Annotated in this window: 24 protein-coding genes; 13 read left to right on the top strand and 11 right to left on the bottom strand. The window is 39.7% G+C overall.

All coding sequences use genetic code 11. The features are described 5' to 3' along the window. Positions 1–40: 40 nt before the first annotated feature. A complete protein-coding gene (locus tag NL42_RS12950) occupies positions 41–1,141 on the top strand; it encodes a glycosyltransferase family 4 protein (RefSeq protein ID WP_461313046.1) in 1,101 nt (366 codons plus the stop codon). A gap of 59 nt (positions 1,142–1,200) precedes the next feature. Here the strand turns inward: NL42_RS12950 and gltP are convergent, their stop codons facing one another. Then, positions 1,201–2,487, bottom strand: coding sequence for a glutamate/aspartate:proton symporter GltP (gene gltP, locus NL42_RS12945; RefSeq protein WP_004794835.1), 1,287 nt, complete (start codon positions 2,485–2,487; stop codon positions 1,201–1,203). Between the two features lie 699 nt (positions 2,488–3,186). Next, a complete protein-coding gene (locus NL42_RS12940) occupies positions 3,187–4,296 on the bottom strand; it encodes an endonuclease/exonuclease/phosphatase family protein (RefSeq protein ID WP_461313045.1) in 1,110 nt (369 codons plus the stop codon). A 187-nt stretch (positions 4,297–4,483) separates the two neighbouring features. Here NL42_RS12940 and asd point away from each other — a divergent pair, with 187 nt between their 5' ends. The 5 genes from asd to truA all read left to right on the top strand — a co-directional run bounded on the left by asd (position 4,484) and on the right by truA (position 10,303). After that, entirely contained in the window at positions 4,484–5,602 is a 1,119-nt protein-coding gene (asd, locus tag NL42_RS12935) for an aspartate-semialdehyde dehydrogenase (protein ID WP_461313044.1), read from the top strand. A gap of 148 nt (positions 5,603–5,750) precedes the next feature. After that, positions 5,751–7,091, top strand: coding sequence for a type IV pilus assembly protein FimV (locus tag NL42_RS12930; protein ID WP_461313043.1), 1,341 nt, complete (start codon positions 5,751–5,753; stop codon positions 7,089–7,091). Positions 7,092–7,150: 59 nt separating this feature from the next. Further along, positions 7,151–8,464, top strand: coding sequence for a hypothetical protein (locus tag NL42_RS12925; RefSeq protein WP_461313042.1), 1,314 nt, complete (start codon positions 7,151–7,153; stop codon positions 8,462–8,464). 55 nt (positions 8,465–8,519) lie between these two features. Next, positions 8,520–9,491: an asparaginase gene (locus NL42_RS12920; RefSeq protein WP_461313041.1), complete on the top strand. Its 972-nt coding sequence runs from the start codon at positions 8,520–8,522 to the stop codon at positions 9,489–9,491. A 14-nt stretch (positions 9,492–9,505) separates the two neighbouring features. Next, a complete protein-coding gene (gene truA, locus NL42_RS12915; RefSeq protein WP_461313040.1) occupies positions 9,506–10,303 on the top strand; it encodes a tRNA pseudouridine(38-40) synthase TruA in 798 nt (265 codons plus the stop codon). A gap of 215 nt (positions 10,304–10,518) precedes the next feature. Here truA and NL42_RS12910 read toward each other — a convergent pair whose 3' ends face one another. Continuing rightward, positions 10,519–11,529, bottom strand: a complete 1,011-nt coding sequence (locus NL42_RS12910; protein WP_461313039.1) for an AraC family transcriptional regulator — start codon at positions 11,527–11,529, stop codon at positions 10,519–10,521. Between the two features lie 263 nt (positions 11,530–11,792). On the opposite strand from NL42_RS12910, the gene infA reads away from it, so the two are divergent. After that, entirely contained in the window at positions 11,793–12,014 is a 222-nt protein-coding gene (gene infA / locus NL42_RS12905; protein WP_001284370.1) for a translation initiation factor IF-1, read from the top strand. 51 nt (positions 12,015–12,065) lie between these two features. On the opposite strand, the gene NL42_RS12900 is transcribed toward infA, so the two are convergent. Continuing rightward, a complete protein-coding gene (locus NL42_RS12900) occupies positions 12,066–12,437 on the bottom strand; it encodes a lysozyme inhibitor LprI family protein (RefSeq protein ID WP_461313038.1) in 372 nt (123 codons plus the stop codon). A 170-nt stretch (positions 12,438–12,607) separates the two neighbouring features. Here NL42_RS12900 and NL42_RS12895 point away from each other — a divergent pair, with 170 nt between their 5' ends. Next, on the top strand, positions 12,608–13,015 hold the full coding sequence (locus tag NL42_RS12895; RefSeq protein WP_461313037.1) for a hypothetical protein: 408 nt from the start codon (positions 12,608–12,610) through the stop codon (positions 13,013–13,015). 54 nt (positions 13,016–13,069) lie between these two features. Here the strand turns inward: NL42_RS12895 and leuB are convergent, their stop codons facing one another. The 4 genes from leuB to leuC all read right to left on the bottom strand — a co-directional run bounded on the left by leuB (position 13,070) and on the right by leuC (position 16,969). Beyond that, entirely contained in the window at positions 13,070–14,149 is a 1,080-nt protein-coding gene (gene leuB / locus NL42_RS12890) for a 3-isopropylmalate dehydrogenase (RefSeq protein ID WP_003654715.1), read from the bottom strand. A gap of 38 nt (positions 14,150–14,187) precedes the next feature. Then, complete coding sequence (locus tag NL42_RS12885; RefSeq protein WP_016139366.1) at positions 14,188–14,772, bottom strand: hypothetical protein; 585 nt, start codon at positions 14,770–14,772, stop codon at positions 14,188–14,190. 112 nt (positions 14,773–14,884) lie between these two features. Continuing rightward, complete coding sequence (gene leuD / locus NL42_RS12880; protein WP_461313036.1) at positions 14,885–15,532, bottom strand: 3-isopropylmalate dehydratase small subunit; 648 nt, start codon at positions 15,530–15,532, stop codon at positions 14,885–14,887. An 18-nt stretch (positions 15,533–15,550) separates the two neighbouring features. Continuing rightward, the gene (leuC, locus tag NL42_RS12875) at positions 15,551–16,969 is read right to left on the bottom strand and encodes a 3-isopropylmalate dehydratase large subunit (protein WP_461313035.1); all 1,419 of its coding nucleotides are present in this window, start codon (positions 16,967–16,969) and stop codon (positions 15,551–15,553) included. A gap of 237 nt (positions 16,970–17,206) precedes the next feature. Here leuC and NL42_RS12870 point away from each other — a divergent pair, with 237 nt between their 5' ends. Next, a complete protein-coding gene (locus NL42_RS12870) occupies positions 17,207–17,461 on the top strand; it encodes a DUF2061 domain-containing protein (protein ID WP_171068112.1) in 255 nt (84 codons plus the stop codon). A gap of 115 nt (positions 17,462–17,576) precedes the next feature. Further along, the gene (locus tag NL42_RS12865; RefSeq protein ID WP_461313034.1) at positions 17,577–18,437 is read left to right on the top strand and encodes a LysR family transcriptional regulator; all 861 of its coding nucleotides are present in this window, start codon (positions 17,577–17,579) and stop codon (positions 18,435–18,437) included. A 5-nt stretch (positions 18,438–18,442) separates the two neighbouring features. On the opposite strand, the gene NL42_RS12860 is transcribed toward NL42_RS12865, so the two are convergent. Together NL42_RS12860 and NL42_RS12855 are read right to left on the bottom strand one after the other, a co-directional pair. Next, the gene (locus tag NL42_RS12860; RefSeq protein WP_461313033.1) at positions 18,443–18,694 is read right to left on the bottom strand and encodes a hypothetical protein; all 252 of its coding nucleotides are present in this window, start codon (positions 18,692–18,694) and stop codon (positions 18,443–18,445) included. Between the two features lie 81 nt (positions 18,695–18,775). Beyond that, on the bottom strand, positions 18,776–19,435 hold the full coding sequence (locus NL42_RS12855; protein WP_461313032.1) for an HAD family hydrolase: 660 nt from the start codon (positions 19,433–19,435) through the stop codon (positions 18,776–18,778). A 182-nt stretch (positions 19,436–19,617) separates the two neighbouring features. Here NL42_RS12855 and NL42_RS12850 point away from each other — a divergent pair, with 182 nt between their 5' ends. From NL42_RS12850 to katG, 3 genes are all read left to right on the top strand, one after another. Further along, positions 19,618–20,103: an RNA pyrophosphohydrolase gene (locus NL42_RS12850; RefSeq protein WP_004794866.1), complete on the top strand. Its 486-nt coding sequence runs from the start codon at positions 19,618–19,620 to the stop codon at positions 20,101–20,103. 85 nt (positions 20,104–20,188) lie between these two features. Continuing rightward, positions 20,189–22,483, top strand: a complete 2,295-nt coding sequence (gene ptsP / locus NL42_RS12845; protein ID WP_461313031.1) for a phosphoenolpyruvate--protein phosphotransferase — start codon at positions 20,189–20,191, stop codon at positions 22,481–22,483. Positions 22,484–23,004: 521 nt separating this feature from the next. Further along, positions 23,005–25,161, top strand: a complete 2,157-nt coding sequence (gene katG, locus NL42_RS12840; protein ID WP_461313030.1) for a catalase/peroxidase HPI — start codon at positions 23,005–23,007, stop codon at positions 25,159–25,161. Between the two features lie 71 nt (positions 25,162–25,232). Here the strand turns inward: katG and NL42_RS12835 are convergent, their stop codons facing one another. Then, entirely contained in the window at positions 25,233–26,285 is a 1,053-nt protein-coding gene (locus NL42_RS12835) for an MBL fold metallo-hydrolase (RefSeq protein WP_461313029.1), read from the bottom strand. Positions 26,286–26,564: the final 279 nt, after the last annotated feature.

Genomic DNA, 26,564 nt, shown 5'->3' with positions numbered 1-26,564 from the left:
CGTAAGATCCCGCTTTGCTACAACCTAAAGGCAAAAAACAATGAAAGTGATGCAACTTCTCCCAGAACTCAATAGCGGTGGCGTAGAACGCGGCACACTAGAAATTGCACGTGCGCTCGTTGCACAAGGCCATCAATCAATAGTTGTTTCAAACGGCGGACGCTTAGTCTCACAGCTCGAAGCTGAAGGTTCTACTCATTTAACGCTACCAATTCATAAAAAATCACTTTCAAGCTTGTGGCAAAGCCGCCCTTTACGCCAGCTGATTGAACAGCATCAACCTGACATTGTTCATGTACGCTCACGTGTACCTGCTTGGCTTACTCACTTTGCCTTAAGAAAAATACCTGCGAACAAATCCCCTCACCTCATTAGCACGGTACATGGCTTTTATTCAGTCAATCGTTATAGTGCGATTATGACGCAAGCCGAAAAAGTGATTGCTGTTTCAGATAGCGTAGTTAAATACATCACTGACCATTATAAAAACTGCCCTCCCCAAGATATTGTTCGGATTTATCGAGGAATTGACCCAACCGCGTTTCCACATAATTATCAGCCATCAGCACAATGGTTTAATCAAGTTTTTAATGACTTTCCTGAACTCGAAAATAAGTTTTTGCTTTGCTTACCTGGCCGTATTACACGTTTAAAAGGACATGAAAGCTTAATTGAATTGATGCAACAACTTCAGTCGCAATATCCTCAGCTACATGCTGTAGTTGTTGGCGGTGCCGATGCAAAAAAACAGGCCTATTTAAGCGAGTTGCAAAGTACCATTCAAAGCAAAGGACTCGCAGATAGAATTACCTTTGTAGGTCATCGCTCAGATATTCGCGAATGGCTCGCTTTTAGCGATATTGTGCTCTCTCTATCCAATCAGGCAGAAACATTCGGTAGAACAGCATTAGAAGCACTTTCAGTCGGTACTCCAGTCATTGGCTGGAACCGTGGAGGCGTGGCCGAGATTTTATCGAATGTCTATACACAAGGTCTTGTTGAAGTAGGAAATGAAAAGGCTTTACTGGAAACTGTGGAAAAGCATATTGAACAGCCTCAAGTCGTTGCCCCTGTCACCATGTTTAGCTTAAAAGATATGTGTGATCAGACACTGGCACTATATGAGTCTGTACTGAAATAACCCCATAAAAAAAACCCGCGATCAACGCGGGTTTTTATTACAACAATAAAAAGTCAGCTTTATTTAAGCGATGCTTCATAAGCTGCTGCTTTTTCATAATCGTATTGTTTTTCCCATTTACTAATCACAAGTACTGCAAGTGCATTACCTACAACGTTCAATGCGGTACGTGCCATATCCATGATACGGTCAACACCAGCAATAAATGCCAAGCCTTCTACAGGAATACCAACACTACCTAATGTTGCTAATAACACAACAAACGATACGCCAGGAACACCCGCAATACCTTTAGAAGTAATCATTAAAGTTACAACTAAAATAACCTGTTGGCTAATTGACATTTCAATACCGTAAAGCTGCGCAATAAAGATTGCCGCGATACTTTGGTAAAGCGTAGAACCGTCAAGGTTAAATGAATAACCTGTTGGGATTACAAAACTAGAAATTGCTTTAGGCGCGCCATAAGCTTCCATCTTTTGCATAATACGCGGTAAAACTGTTTCAGAGCTTGCAGTTGAATATGCCAAAATTAATTCATCTTTCAAAATCTTAAACAAAGTAAAGATATTGATGCTGAACATTTTTGCAGTTAAACCAAGTACCACCAAAGCAAAGAACAAGATCGCGCCATATACCAACACGACTAACTTGCCTAAAGGGATAAGCGAAGCGAAACCGAAGTTTGCAACCGTTACTGCAATCAAACCAAACACACCCACTGGCGCATATTTCATGATGATGTGCGTTACACGGAACATTGTTTCCGATACAGCATGAAATACGTTTAATAATGGATCTTTAGTTGTTGCTGGTAATGAAGACAAACCAATACCAAATAACACAGCAAAGAAAATCACAGGTAACATTTCGCCATGCGCCATTGAACTAATAATGTTCGTTGGGATAAGCGATAATATTGTCTGCATAATGCCATGAGACTGTGACTGAACTTCTTCAGTTGTATGCTTATATTGAGAAATATCAGTTTGAACCAGTTGAGACATATCAATGCCTGAACCTGGATGGAAGATATTCGCTGCAACTAAGCCCACCAAAATAGCAATAGTGGTAATAATTTCAAAATAGAGAATGGTTTTAAAACCAAGTCGCCCTAAACTTTTCGTACTGCCAACACCTGCAATACCTAAAATCAAGGTAGAGAAAACGATTGGAATAACAATCATTTTAATCAGGCTAATGAAAATCTTACCAAGTGGCGTAAGAACATTAGTTACAATACTGTCTTTGATTTCAGGCTGGTTATGTAAAACAGCCCCGACAACTATCCCTAGGATTAAAGCAATTAAAATTTGCCAAGCAAGGCTAAATTTAAAATTCTTCATAAGACAATCCTTATGCACCGCAAAGTATCAAATATGAGAGGGAGAAGACCACTAACTAAGAGTGAAACCTCAATATGTACAGTAATTTCCAAACAGAAATTTAAATGCACAAACAAATCACAACTCGCCGATCTGACGAGATAAACAACAATGCCTGTTGACGATCCAACATGTCAACGATCGGCACATTCTATTGAGATTTGCTAATTAAACAACCCCAATTTATCTCTAAACAGATGAAAACCCATATTTATTCATCAATAATCTATAAAAACAAAAACTTATCTGAAAAAAAAATTGTATCTATTTTCATTAGAAATTGCTCAGATATAGATGAGAACTTATAGGCGCTTACCTATCATTAGATAGGTTTTAAAATTAAGATTAACTTAAAAATATTTCTTTTTTTACGATAAACTAAATAGGGTATATATAAAATATTAACCCGAGTTCTGCGTCCTGCAAAACTCGGGTAAATGAGGTTGTGCTTTCAGGTTAATCGTTATTTTTATCGTTTCCGTTCCAACATCTAATCCGTGATGCTATTCCATATCAGCTTTGTGTATCCTTACGTGGGATTGTCCATTCCCGTTTCCGTGTGCCGATGAATGTAGAATAAGGTTTTTATCACCCCCTGCCTATTCGCCCTAGACTCAAATCTTTGTACGATATTGCTTACATCAATTTGTATCTTCTTTTTCATTTATAAGGCTGCGCAATTTTATCGGTCACAATTTTTTCTTCCTTTTCAGCCTTTGCAATCCCTTCTTGTATGGCACTTTGGGCCTCTTCTTCATCAGTTTGAGTTTGCTCTAACTCTTCTTGAATATGTTCAAATATTCGCCCAGTCTGTAAAACAACATATACAGGAAAGTGATCAGATCCAATATGTGGTAAACGCTGCATTTTTACTAAACCAAAATCGGTACTATGAAAAATATGATCTAAAGACCAACGTAGCAATGGATAATCTGCATGAAACGTATTAATAAAATGTCGCCCAACTCGTGGGTCAAGTAACCCGCTAATCCGCTGGAATAAACGCGTAGTACGTGACCACGCTACATCGTTTAAATCTCCCATCACAATACAGCTTTCATCTAAGTCTTTAATCTGGTCGCCAACAATTAAAAGCTCTGCATCACGTAAAGTCGAATCTTTCGCCTCGGTTGGGCTCGGCGGCTTCGGATGTAAACAATAGAGTTGTACTGGCATACCAGATCGTAAAGTCACAGTGGTATGAATAGAAGGAATTTCATCACTTAAAATAAATTTAACTTCAGTATTCGATAAAGGTAACCGACTGTATAAATGCATGCCATATAAATTATCTAAAGGCACGGGAACACGATAAGGATAATCTTCTTCAATTTCTTTTAAAGCATTTTCCCAAGTCTTATCGCTTTCAAGTGTAAGCAGTAAATCTGGTTTTAATGTGCTGATCTGCTCAAGAAGCAAATGATATTTATCATTTGGGGTTAAAACATTCGATACAATTAATGAAATTTGTTTTTGTGGGTCTAACTGGGACGATTTGACCTGTTTAACCTGTTTTTTCCAGAGCAAGGTATAAGGCAAAACCATTTTAAGCTGATAGGCGATGGCAGCGATAAGCACAGCAAGTAATATTTCACGCCATAGATTCCATTCGGTCGGCCAAAATAGCATACCAACAAAGGCTAATAGACCAACAAATAGAATCTGCAAACGAGGAAAATCGGCGCCACGAAACCACCACTCATCACGAGGAATAAGTGACCAGAAACTTAACCAAATCACTAGACCAGCTAGAACTTCGATATAAATCATTGAATTTTCTCTTTTAAGATGATTTGGTTTTTAAAGTTTTTGTCATCTTTATCAATTTTGTATGTAACATAAACAAGATATTCTACTCAATAAACATGGTGTTTTGTTTCTGTAACGCTTGCAGTTGTGGACACTTTTGATACACTCAACTCCCCCTAATAATTTTAACGCACCGAGGCAAAATGACATGAAAGTAGGTCTGGTCGGTTGGCGCGGGATGGTCGGTTCCGTCCTAATGCAACGTATGGTTGAAGAGAATGATTTTGCTCATATTGAGCCATTTTATTTCTCTACCAGTAATGCAGGTGGTGAAGCTCCTTCATTTGGTGGTAAGACTGCCCCAGCACTTATGGAAGCTACAGACATTAATAGTCTGAAGCAAATGGATGTCATTATTACCTGTCAAGGTGGTGACTATACGTCTGAAGTTTTCCCACAGTTAAAAGCAACTGGTTGGAATGGCTACTGGATTGATGCAGCCTCTACTTTACGTATGTCAGATGATGCGATCATCGTTCTTGACCCAGTAAACCTTAACGTTATTAAAGACGGCTTGGTTAACGGCACCAAAACTTTCGTAGGTGGTAACTGTACAGTATCGCTTATGTTGATGGGTGTAGGTTCACTTTTCCAAAACAATTTGGTGGAGTGGATGACTGCTATGACTTATCAAGCAGCATCAGGTGCTGGCGCACAAAACATGCGTGAGCTAATTACTGGTATGGGCTATTTATATAACAATACTAAAACGTTGTTAGATGACCCTAAATCTGCAATTTTGGATATTGATCGTCAAGTTGCTGAGTTACAACGTGGCGAAGGTTTCCCATCTGCTAACTTTGGCGTGCCATTAGCTGGATCATTGATTCCTTATATTGATAAACAGCTTGAAAGCGGTCAGTCAAAAGAAGAGTGGAAAGGTCAAGTTGAAACCAACAAGATCTTGGGTAATTCACAAATTGTTCCAATCGATGGCCACTGTGTCCGTATTGGCGCGATGCGTTGTCACTCTCAAGCACTGACAATCAAGTTGAAAAAAGATGTTCCTCTTGATGAAATCGAAGACATGATTCGTACTTCAAACCAATGGGCGAAAGTTGTACCAAACACTCGTGAAGCGTCTATGACTGACCTTACACCTGTTGCTATAACTGGTACCTTAACTGTACCTGTTGGCCGTTTGCGTAAACTTAATATGGGTAAAGAATATTTAGGCGCATTCACAGTAGGTGATCAGTTACTTTGGGGTGCTGCTGAACCTTTACGTCGCATGTTACGTATCTTAGTAGAATATAAAAACTCATAATTTAGTCTGAATTATTCAGTCAAAACAAAAAGCCGATCACATTAGATCGGCTTTTTCGTAACTGGTTTGTGAAAATTTTACAATTTATTTACATTTCATTATTGTATAATTTTGAACGACTTTACGACTTATTAGGTCATGGATTGAGATGACTGTTTATAACAAATTAAAAATTGCCATTTTCACCATTATGTCTTCGCCTTCTGTTTATGCGATTACATTAGACCCTATACAAATTCAGTCCGCTCCCGGAGATTTGTTATATGCAGAAATGAATTTCCAACAAGCTGACCCCAACTCTACCTTGCAAGTCAGTTTAGCGACTCCTGAAGATTTAAGTGCTTTGGGCGTCACTCATCAGCCTCCGGGAAATCTTAATTTTTATACACGCCAAAATGGTCAAGGCTCTGGGGTTATTGTGATTACCTCGTCTCGCCCTGTGATTAATCCTGAACTCAATATTGTTGTAAAAATTAGTGAAGGTTCTGCAACGCGTTTGCAGCATATCAAAACTGTAATTAAGCCTTCTTCTATAAAAAAGACCGAAAGTACTTTATCCCCTCAGTTTGTTGTGAATGAAAAGGATATTGCTTTAAATCTACCAGAAAGCACCCAGTATGCTTCATCAACTTCGGCCCCAACCACAACAAACTCGAATAGTGAACAAAACCTTAATATCAGCTCTGGAACTGTTCCTGTAATAAATACGAATTCAACGTCCCCACTTGGTGAAAACTCTTCGGCTCAGGTAGCTCAACAAATTGCACCAAACACTACGCCTGATCAAACACAAATTAAACCTACTATCACTAAGTCAGATGCAAACAATTCGCCAAAAACGACGGTTAAAAATTTAGCAGGACACAAGAAGCCTGTTCCACCCAAAAATCTCAGTCAAAATACTGCAAAGAAACAAAACTTAAGTCCGTCTAGAGGACCAGTAACTTCAGGTAAATATGTAGTACAGCACAATGAGTCTTTATGGAGCATTGCTAATCGTATTGCGGCGAAAACTAAACAGCCTGTTGCAAAAGTCATGCATGATATCCAACAACAAAACCAGCATGCTTTTATTCAAGGTAATGTAAACCGCTTACGTCAGGGAATTTCTCTAAAACTTAGCCAGACTCCTGTCGCTAAAGCTCAGCAAAATAAATCCAAAACAGAAATAACGCATACTGCAAAATCACCTTCTGGCCAAGCTAAATACCGCCTGCAAAAAGCAGAAATGAGTATCGTGGCTGAAAACAGCCAAAATTCTACACATGGAAGTGCTAAAAAGAGCACACAACAAAGTCAAAACAATACTGAGTTAGCAGTAAAAGTTATGACAAAAAGAGAAAAAACCGTTACATTACAAAGGAATGTAACCAAATTAAATCAAACTTTACGTTTAAAAGACCAACGTATTCAACTTTTGAATGCACGTTTGGCAGAGTTACAACAGCAGTTAAAAGCACAGCAACAAACTCACAAGCAAAAACATTAAGTTAAAACCAGAGTTAGCTCGCTTCATATTGCAAATATTTATTTTTTAAGGGGAAAGTAATGTTATATGTGATTCCGTTCATCATATTACTCGTGGTCGCTGTTATTTTAAAAAAACGCGAGAATAGCCAGAAACAAGAGGCCACCTCTCCTAAAACGGTAAATAAAAAAACCAATAAAAAAGTAAACTCTAAATCGAGTAAAAACTCGCGTGAAAAAAGTAAAGTAAATGTAGTGGAAGACACTCTTCCACTTATTCCACAAAGCACCCCTGTTCCAGAAGCTGTACGTCAAAAAATCAAACAGCTCATTCAAGAAAAGCAATATTCAGCTGCTGAAGCTCAAGTGAATCAGGCGTTAAAAAAAGACAATACTCAGCACGAGCTTTATTTATTATTACTTGAAGTTCATATTGTACAGAAAGATGAATTTGCGACAACGCAACTGATTAGCCATATTCGTAGTTTGGCATTAAATGAAATAGTGACTCAAGCAGAAGCTAGACAAAAAGAATATGAGGCATTACGAAAAACAGAACATGAGTCATCTAGCCAATCTGATGCCATCGATTTTCCTCAAGCTCAAACATACGAAGAGCCAAAAAACACACCAGACACAACAGCTCAGTTTGACCAGTTAACCACAAGTTCTTCTGAAGCTTCTTTTGATGACTTGCAGAAAGACTATGCACCGCTAAAACAAGAACCTGCTGTTGAAGTTAAACCTTTAGAATTTAACTTTTCATTCGAAAAAACTGCTGCTACAGAAACTACCAGCCAACCTGTACATGAACCAGAAGTATCAACATCTCAGCAAGTACCAGAAGTATCGTCATCTCAAGAAACTGAGCTAGCTGATTTAGAGTTTTCTTTTGACTTGGCACCTCTGCATGAAACTGAGGAAAAAACTCAAGCACTAGAGGTAAAAGCAGATCAAGAAAATAGCGTCAATGCATTAGATTTTAACCTTGACTTAAATCCTTCAAGTTCAGAGACAAAATCTGTTGAACAAGCCCCATCATTAGATGAACTTACACTCGTAGAACAAACGCCATTAGAAGCAACTTCAATCGCCCCTCTTGAGTTTTCGTTAGATGAGCCAGCGTTAGTTACAGCACCAGAGATTGAAACTCAAAACTATATAGAGGCAGTCAATGAAGAGGCGATTCAAACTCAAATAGAGGATCCACTTCTAGACGCATTTCCAGAATTAAAACAGTTAGATGAAAATGAGCTCGACTTACAACTTGCAGAACAATACATCAAATTAGGTGCTTACCCAGCAGCACACGCCTTGTTAGCAAGTAATGAGCAAAAATTCAACACAGAGCAACAACAACGCGCGAAAAATCTACTAAATCGCATAGCTTCTTAAGGCCGATCGTTTTACCATAAGCAGTCAAAGATGACTGCTTTTGTGCCTGAAAAAGATGAAAAAAATTGCCTTATTTTATATGGGTGGTACTTTTGGCTGTGTAGGTGAACCTTTAGCACCTATGCCATATGACCAATTCTTACCTCAACTTGAAAAAGTTATACCACCCCACTTAACGGTTGACTGTTTTGCTGCCCCAAATATTGTAGATAGCAGCGCTTGTACAGCGCCCGATTGGCTACGTCTTATTCAACGCATACAACAGCTCCAGCTCGAAGGTTATCAGCACTTCGTCGTTATTCATGGTACAGATACTCTTAGTTATGCTTCTGCGACTCTAGCTCGTTTTCTAGGACAGAGTTGTCATGTCGTTATTACTGGTAGCCAATACCCGTTACTCAATGTTCAAAGTGATAATACTCGTGAATTTACTGATGCAATTGAGAACTTATATCTTGCATTAGAACAAGTAATTGCCCTACCTGTAGGTACTTACCTTGCTTTTCATCATCAAGTATTTCACGCTCAAACTGTATTAAAGACACATACGACTGAACTTGACGCTTTTTCTGGCCTTAAAGCTGAGTCTGAATTTACACCTCAGCAAAACGGGTTAATTTTGCAAGATACGCAAATCGAGCGTGCAGCATCTTTTCAAATTTTGAATTGGATGATGCAACCTATTGCAACCACTCAGCTCGTTCAACAATTACGAAATTTACTGCCAGCCCCACCTCAATTTTTAGTATTGCAAGGTTTTGGTACTGGAAACATAGCTGTTAATCAAGAGTTACTAGCAACATTAGATGAGCTCTATACACGTGGCTGTGTTCCGATTCTTACGACTCAGGTGACATTTGGTGGTATTGATCAACGCTATGCAATTAGTGAGTGGACGAAAACTGCAAAAATTGTCATTAGTGATGCACATAGTCATGCAGATCTCTATGCAAAAGCACTTCAAATCTATTTAAAATACTCAACCCCAGAACAATGGCTCAGCCATTGGAACGAAAATTTGCATTAAATAGAGGTAAAGCCATGCAACGTTATGCAGTCGGTATTGAATTTAGCGGAGTTCAATATCGAGGTTGGCAAACACAACAGCCAGGCGTTGCCAGCGTACAAGAAACCATTGAACGTGTGCTTAGCAAAGTCGCAAATGAACCTATAGCACTTCATGGTGCTGGTCGTACTGATGCAGGAGTACATGCGACAAATATGGTGGCACACTTCGACACGAATGCTATTCGTCCAGAAACGGGGTGGTTAAGAGGGGCAAACAGCCAGCTGCCTAAAGATATTTCCATTCAGTGGATTAAGCTGATGGATGAAAGTTTTCATGCACGTTTTAAAGCGACTGCTCGACGTTACCGCTATATTATATATAACACGCCTCATCGCCCTGCACTCTTGCATAAACAGGTTACTCACATTTACCAACAGTTAGATGTGAAAAAGATGATTGAAGCAGCAAGTAAATTTGAAGGCACTCATAACTTTGAAAGCTTCCGTGCAGCAGCCTGCCAATCAAATCAGCCTGTTAGACATGTAAAACATTGCCGTCTATTTGAACATGGACGCTATTTGGTTTTAGATATTGAAGCAGATGGTTTCTTACACCATATGGTTCGCAACATTGTGGGATGTTTACTCGAAATTGGTCAAGGGATGTATGAAGTTGATCATATCGATACAATGTTTGCTGCACAGGATCGTAAGGCGGCAGGAGTAACAGCCCCACCCGACGGTCTTTATTTTATTCAGTGTAATTATCCTGAGCAGTTTGATTTACCGCAGCCACCGCTTGGGCCACATTGGCTTAATTTACCAGATTAAAACATTAAATAAGATACTCAACAAAGTCATACGCAACCTGCCCTAAATATATAAGTATATGTTTTTGCAATGCATTAGATATTGATAATTATCTAACAGGTTTTGCGTATGACAATGGTTTTGGTTACTTTTCCCGAAAGAAAAGTAACTCTAGCTGAAGGCCAATCCAGTTATTAAAGTCTCAATGGCACGACTCCGTCATGACATAGAATAAATTAACGGTGTTGTTTACGCTTACGGTACTCAACTGGTGTCTCATTCGTCCAACGCTTAAATGCGCGGTAGAACGTACTTGGCTCAGAGAAGCCAGTTAAATACACAATACGCTCAACACTCTCGTTGGTATTTGCCAAAAGTTTTTTAGCTAATCGACAACGATAATCTGACAAGATTTGCTGAAAACTAGTATTGGCTTCGCTTAGCTGAGTACGTAAGCGACGTGGAGTAATATTCAACTGAGCAGCAACCGTTTCTAAGGTTGTTTCTCCACTTTCCAACGTTGAACCAATTGCGCGACGAACTTCGCCCACTAAATCATAGCGAGCCAATTCCTGTAGTTTTTCAATCGCGAGCTGTTCATGCAACTGCAATAACTCAGGCTCTGCTTGCCAAAGCTGAAAATCTAGAATAGCTGGATCAAAATATAAACGTGTCTCTTTCTGGCCTAAACTGACTGGGCAGCCATACACTCGGAAATATTCATCCTCAAAAGCACCTTCGCTAAAATTAAAATCGATGAAGATGGGATGAAATTGCCCTTCAGTAATAAATTTAAAAAATCTAAGGATGCCTGAAATTGCACATTCAGAGAAGTGACGATTAACAAGATTATCGGCACCGATCTGTTGGCCATTGGTTAAATAACAACGCCCTTCTTCAATAACTAGTTTTGCATCAAATGCGTCACTAATGAGTCGCTGATAAGCTAAAGCCCGTTTTAGCCCTTCACCAAAAGTTTCACTACTAATAAATAGATGTTCAATGACCTGACCACGGTACAAAGGCAAATGCTCGCCTAAATGCAAACCGATATCTGGATCTTTACTGACTTCCTGAGCGGCAGTCCAAAAGGCGTACTGTGCACTTAACGGTGTACGTGCATTTGTATCAACCTGATTTAAAGCAACTCCCGCTTTGGTTAATATTTCTTCTGTTGGCAAACCCGCACGACGAATCGCTTGATAGCCAAAGCGTAATACAACTGATGCATCTGTTAGCTGACCCACGCAGTGCCCTTCCATGTAGATACTTCATTGATATTTAGGGCTGTTGACCTTTACGCAATTAACAGTCCCTAATAACTATGATTTTAGATTAGCGTTGATTGACCAAACTGACAACAGAATTACTCTTCTTTTGTGAAAAAAATTACATCTTTTTTTATTAGTCATACTTTAACCAGATGCTTGAGTAGAAGTATGTCTATCTTGTTTTTTTTAAATAAATTGACTATAATTTGCGCCTTTCCAATTTGATCATCAGGTAGGCTATGGCCAATAAAGAGGAACTCATTGAGTTCGAAGGCGTTGTCACCGAAACGCTTCCTAATACGATGTTCCGTGTACGTCTTGAAAACGGTCACGAAGTTATTGCACACATTTCTGGTAAAATGCGTAAACACTATATTCGTATTCTTACTGGCGACAGTGTAAAAGTCGAAATGACTCCATATGACCTCACTAAAGGTCGTATTACGTACCGTGCTCGCTAATTAGTGAATGCAAAAAAGCCACTTTATGATGTGGCTTTTTTATTGCGTTGTTTATTCACTTAAGCGACTGGTTTTACATCCCACCGTTTGGCATTCACGCAATCTTTCTTGCAGCCAATGGTTTCTTTCTTGCGTTGTCTGTAAACGACATTGCACGTCTACGCTATTCCTATTTGAATCTGTACAATCTGCATCACGTTGACGTATCCACGCGAGCTGAGACTTCTTAAGAATATTTTTCTGTGCCGTATTTAATTTTACGCGCAATGCTTGATAGTTCTTATTCAGATCTACATCCGCACTCGCATAAATTTTATTTGTACAGTAAATATCATCGTAAGTATTTCGGGCACTATCGCAATTATCTGCATAGACCGCAGTCATTCCAAAGCTGCATAAAAAAGCAAAAACTATTTTTCTCATACTTTTCTTCCTTAAGTTTTCTATGAAATTATTATTAAAACGATTTGAATGTCAGGATATGTGTAAAGGTAAGTTGACCTTTCATTTATCATAATCTTCCTTTTTTACTTTACAAGTATTCAAATCCAACCTATTGTTCTTTAATAATAAATATTTTTATTGAGATAAAAATGAATATAGATACCCGATGTCAGATCGGTCTACTTTGTTTAATCATGATGAACGTGAGCGGTTGTACTAGTCATCCCCGCCAATCTATAGATTTACAAGAATATTTAAAGAGCTTTCTAGGTAAGTCATCGACTACCATTCGGCAAGATATCAATCTACGTAGTCTTGGTTTTCAAGTCGCGAATACTCCACAGAAAACATCCAATCAACTTATCTATACGATTTTACGTCCATTAAACATTCCAATTCCGATGGTAACTAATGTCGACATGAGAGGTAATTCTGTCGCTATACAATCAGGTAATTTGGGTGGCAATTCTTACGATTTGAATTTCAACTGTAAAGTTATTTTCCAACTTAAAAATGATATTGCCGAGTCTATTCAATATGAAGGCAAAGCCTGCTAAAACATAGGCACAAAAAAACGCAGCGTTGAGCTGCGTTTTTTAGCGAAGTAAGTTTTAAGCAAGCACGGCTACAACTGCTTCACCCATCTCGGCTGTACCAACTTTTGTCATACCTTCAGACATAATATCTGCTGTACGCAAGCCTTGATCAAGTACTTGACCTACAGCATCTTCAATTGCTTTTGCAGCAGCTTCTTCACGGAATGTATAGCGAAGCATCATTGCAACAGAAAGAATTGTTGCCAATGGGTTAGCCACATTTTGACCCGCAATGTCAGGTGCAGAACCATGACAAGGCTCATACATACCTTTGCCATTTTCATCTAACGATGCAGATGGCAACATACCGATTGAACCTGTAAGCATTGCCGCTTCATCAGATAAAATATCGCCAAACAAGTTACCCGTTACAATCACGTCAAACTGTTTTGGTGCACGTACAAGTTGCATTGCAGCATTGTCGACATACATATGTGAAAGCTGAATGTTTGAATAACTCGCTTGCTGCAAATCAGTAACTGTTTGCTTCCAAAGTTCTGTAACTTCTAAAACGTTCGCTTTATCAACCGAACAAACTTTACCACCACGCAAACCTGCAAGCTCAAAAGCAACTTTTGCAATACGCTTAATTTCACTTTCAGAATAAACGTCTGTGTTATAGCCTTGTTTTTCGCCGTTTTCGAGTTCACGAATACCACGTGGCTGACCGAAATAGATACCACCAGTAAGTTCACGAACGATCAGAATATCTAAGCCAGCAACAATTTCAGGCTTTAAGCTAGAAGCATCTGCTAATTGCGGATATAAAATCGCTGGGCGTAAGTTAGCAAACAAGTTGAGTTCACTACGAATTTTTAAAAGCCCACGTTCAGGACGAATAGAACGCTCGATCGCATCCCATTTTGGTCCGCCTACTGCACCTAATAAAATCGCATCAGCTTTTTTTGCTTGTTCACTCGTTACAGCTGGATACGGTTCACCATGCGCATCAATTGCTGCACCACCCAATAGGCCATGTTCCCAAGTCAACGATAAATTAAATTTTTCATTTACTGTATTTAATACTTTTTCTGCTGCCCCAACAATTTCGGGACCAATACCATCACCAGCTAAAATTAAAATCTGTTTAGACATGAACTTTTTCCATTTTCCAAAAACAAGCAGCGTTATGATTACCGCGGTGTTAGTTTTTTCTGTTCAAGGAACTCGCCTAGCCCTGTTGTTACATCAAATGGTCGACAAAAACGGCGAATTACACGCCCATCCTGATCTAAGTCGACACATAATGGATCTGGTACAGAAACATTTAGCAAACTACCCGAACGGTTAGTTTTGTCTCGGTACATTTTAAATGTATAGCGATGGTTGGCATTAAACTGGTGAATCACATGGATTGTTTCAGCCCGATCTGGAGAAATCGGATAGAAACGGATCACCACTTCATATTGTTTAGCGGGCACAGATAAATATAAACTGTTAGTTTGGCCAAGCACTGAACCGTGCAATCGTACAATTCCTTGATGAATTGCCTGATTACTAATTCGTCGTGTTTGCGCATCCACTACAGTAATATCATTTAGTCGTTCAAATTCACAACTCTTCGCGCCCGAACAATATATTGCTGCATTCTGCCCCAAATTTTCTTGTTCAGCCTGCTTAATACGAACAGTATCCACTACATTGTACGTGCTCTGACAAGCACTGAGTGTTATTGCGCACAGGCTCAACAAAAAGCTATGAGTAACGTTCCTCTTCATTGTTCAAGCCCAATCCTCATCTAGTGCATAATTTTAAGGTGTTTTTATGCTTTAGCATGTTAGCAAGAGTTTGAACACTACGCCATGGCTATGTTTAAAATGTACCAAAAGGTTAATTTAACTCTTGGAATACCCAAGGACGAACTTGTTTAGTTTTTTCTTCATAAGCACGAATTGCTTCGGCATTTTGAAGCGTTAAACCAATATCATCCAAGCCATTTAACAAGCAATGCTTGCGAAATGGGTCAACTTCAAATTTAAAAGCTTCACCTGTTGGCGTGCGAACTTCCTGAGCAGCTAAATCAATTGTTAATTGATATCCTTCATTAGCAGCACATTCTTTAAATAACTGATCAACAATTTCTTCTGACAAAATGACAGGTAACATGCCATTTTTGAAACAGTTATTAAAGAAAATATCAGCAAAGCTTGGCGCAATAACCGTACGGAAACCGTATTCATTTAATGCCCAAGGTGCATGCTCACGGCTTGAACCACAGCCAAAGTTGGTACGAGCAATTAAAACATTTGCGCCTTGATAACGTGGCTGGTTCAAAACGAAATCCGGATTTTTGGGACGAACTGAATTATCTTGTCCCGGATAGCCTTCATCTAAATAACGAAGTTCATCAAATAAGTTATCGCCAAAACCTGTACGTTTGATTGATTTCAAGAACTGTTTTGGAATAATTAAATCTGTATCAACATTGGCACGATCTAATGGTGCAACGATACCTTGTTCAACTGTATAAGCTTTCATGGTTTGCTCCAGACCGAATTAAAATGAACGAACATCAACAAAGTGACCTGCAATTGCAGCCGCTGCCGCCATTGCTGGACTCACCAAGTGAGTGCGACCACCATTACCTTGACGACCTTCAAAGTTACGATTAGACGTCGATGCACAGTGCTCACCCGGTTGTAACTTATCTGCATTCATTGCTAAACACATTGAACAACCTGGTTCACGCCATTCAAAACCAGCTTCCAAAAAGATTTTATCCAAGCCTTCTTTTTCTGCCTGCTGTTTAACTAAACCAGACCCCGGAACAATCATCGCTTGCTTAATGCTAGACGCCACTTTACGGCCTTTAACCACTTCAGCAGCAGCACGAATATCTTCAATACGAGAGTTAGTGCAAGAACCAATAAAGACACGATCAAGTTGAATATCAGCTAATGCTTGACCTGCATTTAAGCCCATATATTGATAAGCACGCGTCCAGTCATTACGTTGAACGTCATCTTTCGCTTGTTCTAAAGTTGGTACAGCTTCTGTGACTGGAATAACCATTTCAGGTGAAGTTCCCCAAGACACTTGTGGCTCGATCTCTGCACCATTTAATTCAACGACTGCATCAAACACCGCGTCTTCATCTGAATGCAAAGTGTCCCAGTAAGCAACTGCTTGTTCCCATTGCTCGCCTTTTGGTGCATAGCTACGACCTTTCACGTATTCAACAGTTTTGTCATCAACTGCAACCATACCGACACGAGCACCCGCTTCAATCGCCATGTTACATACCGTCATACGCCCTTCAATCGACATATCACGGAAAACTTGACCACCGAACTCAATTGCATAGCCTGTACCACCAGCAGTACCAATTTTAGCAATGATTGCCAACACAACATCTTTTGATGTTACGCCTTTGCCTAATACGCCATCTACACGTACTAACATGTTTTTAGATTTTTTCTGAATCAAACATTGTGTTGCTAACACATGTTCAACTTCAGATGTCCCAATACCATGCGCCAAGCAACCGAAAGCACCGTGAGTAGCTGTATGTGAATCACCACATACGACTGTCATGCCGGGTAAAGTTAAGCCCTGTTCAGGTCCAACGACATGCACAATACCCTGACGGATATCATTAATGCTGAATTCAACAATATTAAAAGCTTTACAGTTGTCATCTAAGGTTTGAACTTGAATACGAGACGTATCATCTTCAATACCTGCAATGCCTTGGTCACGTTCTTTTTTAGACGTTGGAACGTTATGGTCCGGTGTAGCAACGTTTGCACTTAAACGCCATGGTTGACGACCGGCAAGTTGCAAACCTTCAAATGCTTGTGGACTAGTCACTTCATGCAATAAATGACGGTCAATATAAAGTAAACATGAGCCATCATCACGCTGTGAAACAACGTGGTCATCCCACAATTTGTCATATAAAGTTTTGCCTGCCATGTCGTCTTGCTCCATTGGACTGGGTAATTCTAATCTTTCTTCGATTATAGCCAGAGTTTCACATAAATCTAATTTATCATTTTTATAAATTAGAAAACTTTTTGGAATCAATTATAATCCCGGTTATAACTATCAAATTTAATAAATCGTTTTTGTTAATGATTATCATTTGCATAATCAATTTTTAATCTTATACTCTCATCTCTATACTAAAAATATCTAAAGTGGCTAAAGAGAATGATCATGGCTAATATTCAAAAATTTGTTGTAAATAATCAACGTACATTAAAGAAAACCTTCAGCTATTACATTATGCATATTAGCGTAGCGATGATAGTTGCATACTTTGTAACAGGTAATATTTGGATGGCTTTAACCCTAAGCATGCTCGAACCAACAGTACAAGCATTTGCTTTTTTCTTCCATGAAAAAGTATGGGCAGCTAAAGATCGCCGTATAACTGCCTTAGCAGAAGAGGAAACAACAGCTTAGGCTAAGATTAGTGCGGTAATTCACAACTTTCTCACTGGTTTTGCTGCAAGCATGATACGATTTTGGCTCGGCAACTTTAGCCCCTCGATTTTTCTATTCCAAGTTGAGTTGTATTATGAATCTTGCAGCCTTTGAAGCTTTTGTAAAAGTTATGGAAACAGGGTCTATCTCTGTGGCAGCAGATCAATTATTTATTACTCAACCTGCTGTAACCAAACGGATTCACAGTCTAGAAGAATATTTTGGTGTAAAACTATTTGAGTCCGCAGGCCGAGGTGTTCAGGCAACTCATGCTGCACATTCATTACTACCCAAAGTTAAAAACTGGCTAAATGATCTTGGAGATATCCACCATACGCTTAGCCATGAACAAACCCAGATACAAGGTCGTTTAAAAATTGGAACGAGTCATCACATTGGCTTGCATCATTTACCCGCGCCCCTTAAACACTTTGTTCAGCAATTTCCGCAGGTCACCTTAGATGTGCATTTTGTTGACTCAGAGCAAGCACATGAAAAAGTGCTGGCTGGTGATTTAGAGTTAGCATTTTTAACCCTTCCTCCTTCAGGTGATGAGCGCCTTAACTACATTACAATCTGGAATGATCCTTTAGTTTTTGTTGCTGCTCCATTTCATCCACTTGCACAAAAAGAGCATCTGACCTTACAAGACCTTATTGAATACCCAAGCTTATTACCCGCGGCACAAACTTACACTGCTCAAATCACGTTAGCCGAATTTGAAAAGCAAGGACTGAAACCCAAAATCACCATGAGCAATAACCCTCTTGAGTCTATTCGCATGTTGGTGTCGATTGGTTTGGGTTGGTCAGTTTTACCAAAAACTTTGCTGAACCAAGATATGCAGCAACTTGATTTAGATGTCGAAATGAATCGTCAATTAGGCATGGTATGGCATCCTGCACGTACTCAATCTAGAGCTATGCAAGAATTGATTAAAATGATGCAGGAATAATTGAATTAACGACTATATTTTTTAAAAAGGATATAAATCAAAACAGCAAAAGGTAGCAGCAAAAATAGTATGCCCCAACCGAAGAAAATCGCGGCAACGACAATGCCAATTAAAGTACCTGAAAATAATAGAAAAACAATGTAAATAAAAAGTTCACCAATGAGTGTGATGAAACCGTCAATCAGTTGCCCACCAAATTCTTCAAGAAGATTACCTTTACGGGTCTTCTTTTTTTCGGTCTCATTCTGATTATCCATCATATCCTCACTCATCATCATGACCGATTTAAATCGCCCTTGCTCTCAATGCCACAAAAGCGATTCAAATATTGAGGAATATCATGCCTGTGAAATTGACCAGTCCTGAATATCCCAATTATTTTCTTGAGCCAGTTTTTCAAGGCGATCATCAGGATTTACTGCAATTGCATGCGTTGCATATTCAAGTAAAAAACGATCGTTGATTGAATCTGAATAAGCCCAAGACTCAGACACGCTACGACCTTCCAACCATCCATCTAGACGTGCAAGCTTGCCCTTTTGATAACATGCTAAACCCGCAACTTTACCCGTATATTTCCCATCAGCAACTTCAGCATTGGTTGCTAAAATTTCTGTAATCCCAAATTCACGGAAAATTGGTGCAGTAATAAAATCACTTGTTGCAGTGATTCCGACAATCGTATGTCCTAAATCTTGATGTTTTTTGATTGCATCAAAACCTTTTGGACGCATTTGTGGGCGAATCACTTTTTGCATGAACAACTGGTGAAGTTCAGTTAAATAATTATTGTCGTGCTTTGTTAAAAATCCAAAGACAAATTCATTATAAGCATAGGGGTCAAGTTGCCCTGCTTTGTAATCTTCATAAAATTTATCATTCATCTGACGATGATGAACCGGATCAACCAAACCTTCATTGACTAAAAATTCACCCCACGAGTGGTCTGAATCGGTATTTAACAAGGTATGGTCTAAATCAAACAACGCCAGTTTCATGAAAATTCTCGTTTAAACTGAAATTTAAGAAAAAAAATGTAAATCTATCTCCGCTAGTCGATAGAAATTCGTTAAGATCGTAGCAATTTAAACATTTTACTTTGATCTTTTCGAGCTGGACATAAAAAAGTGTTTGTCCCCGCGATTAAAGTCAACGATATAGACAATATTTAGGTAGCCAAATGATCGATTCAGAAGGTTTCCGACCGAATGTCGGGATCATTTTGGCAAACGATGATGGACAGGTTTTATGGGCAAAGCGCATTGGTCACAATGCTTGGCAATTTCCACAAGGAGGCATTCAGTTTGGAGAAACTCCTGAACAGGCACTTTTTCGAGAACTGAGAGAAGAAATCGGCTTATTGCCCGAACATGTCCAGATTATTGCGCAAACCAAAGGATGGCTGCGTTATCGTTTGCCACATCGTTACATTCGGTCAGACTCTGACCCCGTATGTATCGGACAGAAACAAAAATGGTTTTTACTGAAATTAACTGCGCATGCAAAAAATATTCAGTTAAACCTCTCCGACCCACCCGAATTCGATGAATGGCAGTGGGTTAGCTATTGGTATCCTCTTGGACAAGTGGTGAACTTCAAGCGTGATGTTTATCGTAAAGCCATGGTGGAGTTGTGTACACAGTTGCCGATGCAACAATTACCCTAAAAATCATTTATCTAGCAAATGATTTTTATTAAAAGTGCTGTTATAAATACATTCATAGTCTAAAAAAATACTGGAGTATACATCCATGTCAAACATGCAACTCGACACTCTACGGCGCATTGTCCAAGAAGTTAATGCGTCCGTCAGTTTGCATGAATCATTAGACACCATGGTCAATCAGGTTGCTGAAGCCATGAAAGTGGATGTTTGCTCTATTTATTTACTCGATGAACGCAATCAGCGCTATGTATTGATGGCCTCTAAAGGCTTAAACCAAGAATCTGTAGGCCATGTTTCACTGCAACTCGGTGAAGGTTTAGTCGGTCTGGTCGGGCAACGTGAAGAAATTGTTAACCTTGACAATGCTCCAAAACATGAGCGTTTCATGTATTTACCTGAAACAGGTGAAGAAATTTACAACTCATTCCTTGGCGTACCTGTCATGTATCGCCGTAAGGTTATGGGTGTTTTGGTTGTACAAAACAAACTTCCTCAAGATTTTAGCGAAGCAGCCGAGTCATTTTTAGTCACTCTGTGTGCTCAGCTTTCTGGTGTTATTGCCCACGCTCACGCAGTTGGAAATATTGACGTATTTCGCAAACCAAGCAATGGCCCTGCCTATAAAACCTTTCAAGGTGCTTCAGGTGCAGGCGGTGTTGCTTTAGGTCGCGCTATTATTTTATATCCACCTGCCGATTTAGCGTCAGTACCTGACCGTGAAGCAGAAGATATTAGTCATGAACTTCGACTTCTAGATCAAGCCATTTCTTCAGTTCGTTCAGAGATTCGTTCTTTAGATGAGAAAATGCATGATTCTTTAATGGCAGAAGAACGCGCTTTATTTAGTGTTTTCTTAAGAATGCTAGATGAAAATGCGTTACCAGCAGAAATCAAAGAACTCATTCGTGATGGACATTGGGCACAAGGTGCAGTACGTCGTGTAATAGAAAAACACACTGCCCTATTTGCACAAATGGAAGATGACTATCTACGTGAGCGAGTTTCTGACCTTAAAGATTTAGGCCGACGTATTTTAGCCTCGTTGCAAGAAGAAGACTCTAGCCACCGTGAACTGAGCCCAGACAGTATTTTAATTGGTGAAGAGATTAGTACTGCGGCACTCGTTGAGCTGCCTGTAGACAATATTGCAGCAATTGTAACTTCAGAAGGTGCAGCCAATTCACATATGGTGATTGTGGCCCGTGCATTAGGAATTCCAACTGTAGTTGGCGTAACTGAACTTCCTGTTAACACGCTCGATGATGCAGAAATGATTGTGGATGCTTATCAAGGCCGTGTTTTTATAAATCCTCCACGCCGTTTACGCCAACGTTATAAAGAAATTCAAAAAGAAGATGAGCAGATCGCAAAAGATCTCAAACAATACGAGACCAAAGAAGCGATTACTCCAGATGGTGTATCTGTTCCACTTTATGTAAACACAGGCCTTATGATTGATGTGGTTCGCGGAGTACAACGCGGCGCTCAAGGTGTTGGTCTATATCGAAGTGAAATTCCATTCATGTTACGGGAACGCTTCCCGGGTGAAGAAGAACAACGTGCAATCTATCGTCAACAGTTGAGCCACTTCGCCAACAAACCTGTGGTGATGCGAACTCTGGATATTGGTGCCGATAAAGACTTACCGTATTTCAGTATCGAAGAAGAAAACTCGGCATTGGGCTGGCGTGGTATTCGTTTCACGCTGGATCATCCCGAGATTTTTTCGTCGCAAATTCGTGCAATGCTCAAAGCCAGTATTGGTTTAAATAATTTGCATATTTTATTGCCAATGGTGACTACAGTCAGTGAAGTCGAAGAAGTGCTTTACTTACTTGAGCGTGACTGGATGGCGGTGCAAGAAGAAGAGCAAGTTAAAATTACCAAGCCTAAAATTGGGATTATGGTTGAGGTACCAAGTGTATTGCTACAAATTGATGAGTTTGCTGAACTCGTCGATTTCTTCTCTGTGGGTTCAAATGACTTAACCCAATATTTACTTGCGGTTGACCGTAATAATCCACATGTGGCAAACGTTTACTCGCATTTCCACCCTTCTATTTTACGTGCTTTAACTCGTTTGGTTAAAGAATGTCATGACCACAAAAAACCAATCAGTATTTGTGGTGAAATGGCAGGTGATCCATTATCGGCAATTTTACTCATGGCGATGGGATTCAATACCCTTTCAATGAGTTCAAGTAACATTCTGCGAGTACGAAAAGCAATTTGTCATGTACCTATGACAGATGCACAAAAATTACTTGGTGATGTTATGAAAATGAATAATCCGCTTATTGTGAAAAGTTGGCTTGAGTACTATTTTAAAACTCATGGCCTAGCCGACATGGTCAAATCGAATCGAATCGTAAATGTTTAGTATCTAAAGAAAAAGGAGAGCGATGCTCTCCTTTTTTATTTTAAATAACTTAATAAAACTGAATACAAAAATTTCTTTTCACTCTCGCTTGCATCCTACTTTTTTGAACAAAATTAAAATCGGTTTTTTAAATCAATACTGACAATTTAATCCATTTGAAAAATAAGCCTTCTACTTCTACTATATTTAAAGAGCGTTATTAAAAGATCTTACGTTGTTCCAACAATTGAAGAGGTAATTCTATGCATCGTTATTTTCAAGCTTCAACTTATTTTTCCTCTTGTTTTTTAACCTTCATACAGTAAATTGGAGGAATAACAATTAAAGGAATCTGATGCATTATTAAATAAACATGATGGGCCAACATCTTAGTGAAAAGAATTTTTTAAACGGTTTCTCTCACCATTTGTTCACTCATTTCTTTATTTAATAAACATGAGTTTTTAAACCAGAAATCCAGGAAAATGAGCCCTACTACTTTATTAAGAGCTCAATAATTATTACCCAGAGAGAATATAACCATGTCAGACGAATCAAAATGTCCTTTTTCAGGTCATAACTCAAAACCAGAAGCAACGATCGGTGGTGGCACGCCTAGTTTACATTGGTGGCCAAAACAATTACGTGTTGACTTGCTGAATCAACATTCAGAACGTTCTAATCCACTCGGTAAAGATTTTAATTATCGTCAAGAATTTCAAAAACTCGACTACTACACACTCAAAGCTGATATCAAAAATGTATTAACAGATTCCCAAGATTGGTGGCCAGCCGATTGGGGAAATTATACGGGCTTATTTATTCGTTTAGCATGGCATGCTGCCGGTACATATCGTATGGGCGATGGCCGTGGTGGTGCTGGTCGTGGTCAACAACGTTTTGCACCATTAAATAGTTGGCCTGACAATGCGAGCTTAGATAAAGCACGCCGCTTACTATGGCCAGTTAAACAAAAATACGGTCAAAAAATATCGTGGGCAGATTTATTTATTCTTGCCGGTAACATTGCGCTTGAGTCTTCTGGCTTCCGCACCTTTGGTTTTGGTGCAGGTCGTGAAGATGTTTGGGAACCAGACAACGATGTAAACTGGGGCGATGAAAAAGAATGGTTAGCTCATCGCAACTCTGAAGCATTGGAAGGCAGCAATCTAGCTGCAACCGAAATGGGTCTAATTTATGTGAACCCTGAAGGTCCACAAGCCAGTGGCGATCCAAAATCGGCTGCACCGTTTATTCGTGCGACTTTCGGCAACATGGCAATGGATGATGAAGAAATTGTTGCATTAATTGCAGGTGGCCATACTTTAGGTAAAACCCACGGTGCTGCCTCTGCTGACCATGTTCAGGCTGATCCTGAAGGAGCGCCAATTGAACAGATGGGCTTTGGCTGGTCAAATAGCTTTGGTACAGGTGTTGGTAAAGACGCGATCACTTCTGGTTTAGAAGTCATTTGGTCACAGACTCCAACACAATGGAGTAATTACTTCTTTGAAAACCTATTCAAATACGAGTGGGTACAAGAGCGCTCACCTGCTGGTGCAATTCAATGGGTAGCAGCAGATGCTGAAGCGATCATTCCTGATCCATTCGATCCATCAATTAAACGTAAGCCAACAATGCTTACTACAGATTTGACCTTACGTTTTGATCCTGAGTTTGAAAAAATCTCTCGTCGCTTCCATAACGATCCACAAGCTTTCGCTAATGCTTTTGCCCGCGCATGGTTCAAATTAACTCACCGCGATATGGGACCAAAAGCACGTTATCTAGGTCCTGAAGTTCCAGCTGAAGATTTAATTTGGCAAGATCCGTTACCTGCTGCTAGCACTGCACCATCGGCTGCCAGCATTGCTGATGCAAAAGCAAAAATTGTTGCACTAGGGCTATCTGCTGGTGAGTTGGTTTCTCTTGGTTGGGCTTCAGCGTCAACTTTCCGTGGTGGAGACAAACGTGGTGGAGCAAACGGCGCACGTATTGCCTTATCACCGCAACGTGATTGGGAAGTAAACCAAAAAGCTGTTGAAACTTTAACTAAAATTGAAGAAATCAAAGCCTCAACTCAACTGTCATTGGCTGATTTAATTGTGCTAGCAGGTAACGTTGGTGTAGAGCAAGCTGCTCAAGAGGCAGGTTTCAATATTAGCGTTCCATTTGCCCCTGGTCGTGTTGACGCATTACAAAGTCAAACTGATGTCGAGTCTTTCCAATTACTCCTCGGCCTTGCCGATGGTTTTAGAAATTGGAAAAAAGAGGGAGTCAATGCAGCAACTGAAGCTTTATTAATTGATAAAGCACAGCAACTGACTTTGACTGCACCAGAGTTAACTGCATTGATTGGTGGTTTACGTGTACTGGGCACCAACTGGGATGGTTCGCAACACGGTGTATTCACTCATCAGGTTGGTGTACTCAGCACAGACTTCTTTACGAATCTACTCGACATGTCTACTGTGTGGGCACCTGTTGATTCAACAAGCGAAGTATTTGAAGGCAAAGACCGTAAAACAGGCACAGTAAAATTTACTGCAACACGTAATGATTTAGTCTTCGGTTCAAACTCAATCTTGCGTGCACTGGTAGAAGTTTATGCTCAGGCAGATGGTAAAGAAAAATTTGTTCAAGACTTTGTAGCGGCATGGACTAAAGTCATGAATCTTGATCGTTTCGACTTAGCTTAATTTAAGTCAAAATCATAAAAGCCAGTTCAAATTGAACTGGCCTTTTTACTTAAATATAAAATGATATCCTTTTAGACAGTCAATTTATGCCCTTCTCGAATGCAATAAAAAGGATTCGCAAGTTTCGATGAAGCTTTAATTGCTTGAGCTAGCGCATGTTCAGGATCTTCTCGATCTTCGTCAGTCAACTGGAAAGTTCGATAATGAATCGCAACAGAACGATGAGCTTGCAAATCTAAATGTGCATGCACAGCATCTTGAGGGTTCATATGAACATAACTCATTAACTTGCGAGGTTCATAAGCTCCGATCGGAAGCAAAGCAACACGCGGCGCCCCATAACGTGCATGAATTTGCTTAAAATGCCCCGCATAACCCGTATCACCAGCAAAGAAACAATGGCCTGTTTTAGCAACAACCGAAAAGCCGCCCCAGAGCGCTTTATTCTGGTCGCGTAGACCACGACCGGAACCATGCTGTGCAGGTGTATAGATTATTCTTAGTTCGTGATATGGAATTTCTTGCCACCAATCCATCTCAATCACATGAAACTCTTTGGGTAGATAGAACCCATTCCCGAGTCCAGTGTAAATCGGCATTGCGAATTTTTTATGTAGCCATTCAAGCGTAGCCAAATCCATATGATCATAATGATTATGGCTGAGTAGAACACCATGAATTGTCGGCAACTGTTCTAACGCAAAACCTGCGGGACACACACGGCGAGGTCCACGACCCTGTGAAGGGCTTGCATAATCACACCATACTGGATCGGTAATAAAGTTATAAGGCCCGATCTGAATCAATACCGTCGCATGCCCAACAAACCAAACTTGCCAATCATCTAAATCCGCCTGAGGACGATTTTGAGGCAAGGCCACAGCCGTATTTACACGGGTATCGTATTCATTTTGAATATCAACGTTCCATGTAAAAGACTCACGCGTAACTAACCAACGTAATAGCTCTTTTGAGCCTCTAGCCGGTGATTTAGGCTGTTGGTTATAAAAACGTGTATCAGATTCATGCCCTGACTCGGGATGATAAAAAGGAGGTTTTATCCATGTATGCGTCCAACAGGACTGAGTCGGCAATTGATATGTTAATGTCGGCTTGTCTTTCATGGGCTTTTCTATGTTTTAGCATCGGCAGAATGGATGTGTTCAGGTTTCTATCTTAACAATTAAAACAAATTAAGCTATGGCACTTACACTTATTTATCATATAAATATCCCTTTTATTGTGGTCAGAGCCAACATACGTTGAATTAGATTGCCATAAAAAATACATAGATGTGTTGAGTTTATGCGTCGATAATTACCATTCTTATTAAGAGCACTTGTATAACATAACAATCATTAGTCACGTGAAATGGTCAGAGAGTTAGTCAATTTTGCCTTGGG

The sequence above is a fragment of the Acinetobacter sp. GN11 genome, from assembly GCF_054823985.1.
Note: the sequence above shows the minus strand (reverse complement) of the source record. Positions and strands in the feature narration are given on the sequence as shown.

Coding starts and splice junctions, on each gene's coding strand:
- NL42_RS12950 (WP_461313046.1), top strand. CDS start 41: ATGAAAGTGATGCAACTTCTCCCAGAACTCAATAGCGGTGGCGTAGAA.
- gltP (WP_004794835.1), bottom strand. CDS start 2,487: ATGAAGAATTTTAAATTTAGCCTTGCTTGGCAAATTTTAATTGCTTTA.
- NL42_RS12940 (WP_461313045.1), bottom strand. CDS start 4,296: ATGATTTATATCGAAGTTCTAGCTGGTCTAGTGATTTGGTTAAGTTTC.
- asd (WP_461313044.1), top strand. CDS start 4,484: ATGAAAGTAGGTCTGGTCGGTTGGCGCGGGATGGTCGGTTCCGTCCTA.
- NL42_RS12930 (WP_461313043.1), top strand. CDS start 5,751: ATGACTGTTTATAACAAATTAAAAATTGCCATTTTCACCATTATGTCT.
- NL42_RS12925 (WP_461313042.1), top strand. CDS start 7,151: ATGTTATATGTGATTCCGTTCATCATATTACTCGTGGTCGCTGTTATT.
- NL42_RS12920 (WP_461313041.1), top strand. CDS start 8,520: ATGAAAAAAATTGCCTTATTTTATATGGGTGGTACTTTTGGCTGTGTA.
- truA (WP_461313040.1), top strand. CDS start 9,506: ATGCAACGTTATGCAGTCGGTATTGAATTTAGCGGAGTTCAATATCGA.
- infA (WP_001284370.1), top strand. CDS start 11,793: ATGGCCAATAAAGAGGAACTCATTGAGTTCGAAGGCGTTGTCACCGAA.
- NL42_RS12900 (WP_461313038.1), bottom strand. CDS start 12,437: ATGAGAAAAATAGTTTTTGCTTTTTTATGCAGCTTTGGAATGACTGCG.
- NL42_RS12895 (WP_461313037.1), top strand. CDS start 12,608: ATGAATATAGATACCCGATGTCAGATCGGTCTACTTTGTTTAATCATG.
- leuB (WP_003654715.1), bottom strand. CDS start 14,149: ATGTCTAAACAGATTTTAATTTTAGCTGGTGATGGTATTGGTCCCGAA.
- NL42_RS12885 (WP_016139366.1), bottom strand. CDS start 14,772: ATGAAGAGGAACGTTACTCATAGCTTTTTGTTGAGCCTGTGCGCAATA.
- leuD (WP_461313036.1), bottom strand. CDS start 15,532: ATGAAAGCTTATACAGTTGAACAAGGTATCGTTGCACCATTAGATCGT.
- leuC (WP_461313035.1), bottom strand. CDS start 16,969: ATGGCAGGCAAAACTTTATATGACAAATTGTGGGATGACCACGTTGTT.
- NL42_RS12870 (WP_171068112.1), top strand. CDS start 17,207: ATGATCATGGCTAATATTCAAAAATTTGTTGTAAATAATCAACGTACA.
- NL42_RS12865 (WP_461313034.1), top strand. CDS start 17,577: ATGAATCTTGCAGCCTTTGAAGCTTTTGTAAAAGTTATGGAAACAGGG.
- NL42_RS12860 (WP_461313033.1), bottom strand. CDS start 18,694: ATGGATAATCAGAATGAGACCGAAAAAAAGAAGACCCGTAAAGGTAAT.
- NL42_RS12855 (WP_461313032.1), bottom strand. CDS start 19,435: ATGAAACTGGCGTTGTTTGATTTAGACCATACCTTGTTAAATACCGAT.
- NL42_RS12850 (WP_004794866.1), top strand. CDS start 19,618: ATGATCGATTCAGAAGGTTTCCGACCGAATGTCGGGATCATTTTGGCA.
- ptsP (WP_461313031.1), top strand. CDS start 20,189: ATGTCAAACATGCAACTCGACACTCTACGGCGCATTGTCCAAGAAGTT.
- katG (WP_461313030.1), top strand. CDS start 23,005: ATGTCAGACGAATCAAAATGTCCTTTTTCAGGTCATAACTCAAAACCA.
- NL42_RS12835 (WP_461313029.1), bottom strand. CDS start 26,285: ATGAAAGACAAGCCGACATTAACATATCAATTGCCGACTCAGTCCTGT.